Below are 4,349 nucleotides of genomic sequence, written 5' to 3'. Positions count from 1 at the left end.
CCAAGAACCGTCCGTTCGTTTAATTTTACAGACTATATCACCATCATTATTGATATATGCAATCCACGGTTTACCTGTATAATTAACACCTAAGCAAGGATAAAGCCCGTTATCAATCTCTTCTATTTCCCAATTCTCACCTTCATCAGTTGTTCGCGAAAGGTAAATCTTTCCTTCATATACAAATGTCTTGTAGATTTCTTTTGAATTCGGCGGTCTGACTAAATGTCGTCCTTGAGTAAAAGCGGTTGAATAGTTACCATACTGACCAGGCACATAAATGTTTGGCGGAATATAAAGCTGTGCTGGCTCAGACCAAGGACCGACATTGCCTGAACGGTCAACTGCTCGTACTTTCCAGATTCCTGGATATCCGACCATTAGCGGATGAACTCTAAATGTTCGCATTGTAGAAATAATTGGTGCTGTTTGCTGTCTTAATTTATCTTCAGGACACCCATATTTTTCCATTTTAACTTCATATCCTCCTAAATTCGGTTCATTTTCTCGAGCAATCGGAACCCATCTTAGATTAACTGTTGTAGGATTGGGCATAAATAATGTTACATTAGTTGGTCCAGCTTGAGGTCTGAGATTATCTATTGCGGTGCCAGATATTTCATCACTTGATTCCTCAGATGGTTTTCTCGTATTGTCATTATAAGTCCAAACCCAATAATTATTAGGAATGCCAGTGCAAATATTCAAATAACAAGGAGGTCTCGCATTATGTTTGTAGAAGAATTCTCCTCGATGGGCGCTTGCTCGCCGCCAGTATGGATATACATACACTGATTCATCGTCAAGTTGCTTACAGATTAGAAATGAATAACCACCGGGATAATGTTGCCAAGTAAGGTAAACTTGTGTTCCGTGGTCATTTGGTTTATCATAAATATTTAAATAATATGGAGGTGGCGGTCCTTGTGCGGTTGGTTGACTCAATGCTATAGCCCAATCAACTTCAGGACTACATCTAACCCCTTCTTCTTCGTCATAGTCTGGTAAGGTTGCTCCATACCAATATTTGAAACTGTCCTGTGGTTGGTAGTCAATTTCTCTTATTGCAGAATTAGCGGCATTTATACTGTAATGAACAGGGATTGACAAAACACATTCATATAAATCATCCTCGGCGCCGCCAGATTTAAGTGGACTTTGCCAGATGTTTATATTGAGGTAGCCGCTAAAATTATTATTTGTATTATTTTTTACTGTTACTTTAATCTTTACTGAGTTATCACCGTTTACCGCATTAACATCTGTAATTTGAAAATCGGGCGGTTTGGCCTTGTTCAGCCAAAACCGTGCAGTTCTTCGTGGACCGGTGAATGTTAATCTTGGCGTTCCAACTGCTGCGCACCACTCATTATCCCAAGCATCCTTAATGTAAGCGATGTCGTTAAAATCAAAATATGGATAGGAAGTAATCGTATAACCGAGAAATGGCCATTTTCTTACTGTTCCTGTCCCAACAAATAGATTAGGTTCTCCTTGATAGGTATTTCCTCGGCGTGCACATGCTTTCCACCACTGGTAAGAACCAACCCTGTCATCAATTGGTTCAATAATCCAATGTGCGCCACCGGATTGTGTATAAACCTTTTTTCCTTTTGAAGCTGTGAGATATACAGTTTGATTATCTGACCCAGGATGAATGTCAAAATAAACTAAATCTCCGTCACCGGGATAAAAACACAACCAGTTATTACCTCCATTCATTGTTTTAGCAACCAATCCGGTCTGGTCACTTGCAACCCACGCAGTATTATTATCGATAGCATATAAACCATAAAACCAGCTGAAATTAGTTTCTCCGCCGGGCTTGTTACATCTCCACCATTGGATACCGCCATTCCAAGTTCTTAAAACTTCACCATTACCGCAGGAAATCCACGCATTACCGTTATCTATTGCTTGAACTTTCAGAAATGGAATGAATCTATCTGGTAAACCTAAAATATTTTCATCTGGAACTCGCTCCCAAGGTCCGTTATTCTGTGATCTGTATATCACTCCTTTCCAAGTACTATCGCCAGAATTTATATAACCAACAATCCATCCAATGTTTTGTGCAAATGAAATGCTCATCAGATTATGATTTATATTAAGAACGCTCCTATTCATTTCCCGCGCTTCCCGATAGCGAAGCACTAATCCAGAATCGCCAACAATCCAGAACCAAGCACGACCATCTGTGCCTTGATATGGAAATATCGCATTAAGTGTTCTTCCATCCCGAACCAACTCAAGTGATTTTACTCCATCTGTATCAAACTCTTTATCGTCTTCGGCAATTGCCCAATAAACGCAGACGACCAAAATTAATACAATGCTAATTAAAACCTTTTTAAGCATTTCTGTCTCCATTCTTGGGACTTTTGTTTAATTTCTTGAAGAACCCAAGCCAAAATCCCATTAAAACGGAGTTCTTCAGGTGCCTAAATACTTGATTAAACGCTAAACCCGTAGTCTCTTGCCAAAGCACCAAAAGAACAAAAGACCTTTTAGGTTTTAGCGATTGATACGGATGCCTAATCTGGACCTCGACCCTACTCTGTCCAAATCCAGATACAACAAAAGTTCTTATTTTATGTTTGAGCTTGTTTCTTCTCTCTGTATAAATCCGTATAATCATTGTTATTATTTAGTAACAATAATCTTTCTTATCTCTCTATTTTTTTCCCTGTCTTCTGTATTCTGTTTACTGTCTACTTGCTCAGCGGTGAGTTCAATAAAATAAATTCCATTTGCAACTCTTCTTTTATTTTCATCTCTCAAATCCCATATTATTTCCCTATATTCTGTATTCTGTCTACTGTCTGCTTGCTTAAATATTTTCACAATTTTTCCTGCAATATCAAAAACCTTTAGTTCTATGCGGTCCGCGGATTGCGGAAAGCGGATTACGGTCTGCGTCCTTGCCGGATTCGGTCTTATTTCAAGCGGAATGCGGATAGCGGAAAGCGGTTGGTGGATTTCCTCAATTCCTGCCCCGGTATATTTACATACCCAGACTCTTTTTGGTGAATAATTTGAAGCATAATTAGAAACCATTACCTCATCTTTTCCGTCGCCATCAACATCACCGGCTGATGCTACATCCCAACCAATACCATCATCATATTGCAGACCGCTTAACCAGGCATCTGGAATTGTATCCAAAAGCGAACCACCCAGCCAAAGGTAAGATGTACCTTGGCTATTGTATTCTATTGGCGCCCCAGAGATGATGCCATCGCTATTATTGGTTGTAATAAGTCCTGCTCGGGAATTATCCATTCCAAGTGTACTTGAATCTGTTCTGCCAATCATCATTATATCAGGAATACTATCCATTAGATAACCACCATGGAATACATACACTTTACCCGGGCACTTATTAGGCCAGCCTCTGGGCCAAAAAGGTGTGCCAGTTAGTGCATAATCAAAATTGTTTATATTTCTTAAGCCGTCTACCCCAAACGCACCAAGATGATGATTAGGTCCTTCGCCTATCATTGCAACATCATGATTTGTATTCATAGGATTTCCGCCATAATATATATAAATTCTGCCCCGATACGGCCCAAAATTAAGAGCACCTATAATTACATCTTCATAATTATCATTATTTACATCACCGCAGCTTCCAACATTTGAACCAAAACCTTCGGCATCGTTGTGATGTCCGCCATTTAAGATTACATCTGGAATTGTATCAAAATTCGAACCGCCAAAATAGATATAAACCCTACCTGCCAAATCACCTACGGGTGGAAGGTAATATCCGCATGCCCCAACGATTAAGTCTTTATAACCGTCGCCATTTATATCGCCTGATGAAATTCCTACTCCGAAATCAGCACCACTGTGCGGCCCCCTCAATATATAATCTCTAATTGTATCCATTGGACTTCCACCAAGATATATAGATACTTGTTCAACATGTTGTTGACCAAGTATCAAATCATCAAATCCATCATCATTTATATCATCTGAATGGATTGCAAAACCAAAACCTTCTTCGGGTTTAATAATTATATCAACGATAGTATCAAACTGCGTTCCACCACAAAAGATATATGCATTAGAAGCAGCACTTCCTTGCGGCCGTCCTCTTATTACAATGTCGGAAAAACCATCGTTATTAAGATCTCCTGAAGTAATTAAACTTCCAAAATCTTGCATATCAGATGATGCTGTCTTCTGCCAAATCACTTCCAGATTATTCGTCTGCTGCGCAAAAAGAGTTGTAAGGTTAAATAGATGAATTAGCGCAAAGCAAAAAACATTCCCTACTACCTTTTTCTTATTATCTTCAAAAATCCTATTCAACATAAATAGTCTCCAATACCTAAATCTTACAA

General features: G+C 39.1%; 2 protein-coding genes. Both read right to left on the bottom strand.

Annotated features, from left to right (window positions below; genetic code table 11):
- On the bottom strand, positions 1–2,358 hold a 2,358-nt coding region (locus N2201_07270), incomplete at its 3' end, for a hypothetical protein (GenBank protein ID MCX7785998.1).
- 285 nt (positions 2,359–2,643) lie between these two features.
- A complete protein-coding gene (locus N2201_07265; protein ID MCX7785997.1) occupies positions 2,644–4,320 on the bottom strand; it encodes an FG-GAP-like repeat-containing protein in 1,677 nt (558 codons plus the stop codon).
- Positions 4,321–4,349: the final 29 nt, after the last annotated feature.

This window comes from candidate division WOR-3 bacterium (genome assembly GCA_026418155.1).
Lineage (GTDB): Bacteria > Hydrothermota > Tepidihabitantia > Tepidihabitantales > CAIPLT01 > JAOABV01.
This window is presented reverse-complemented; position numbering and strand designations above follow the sequence as displayed.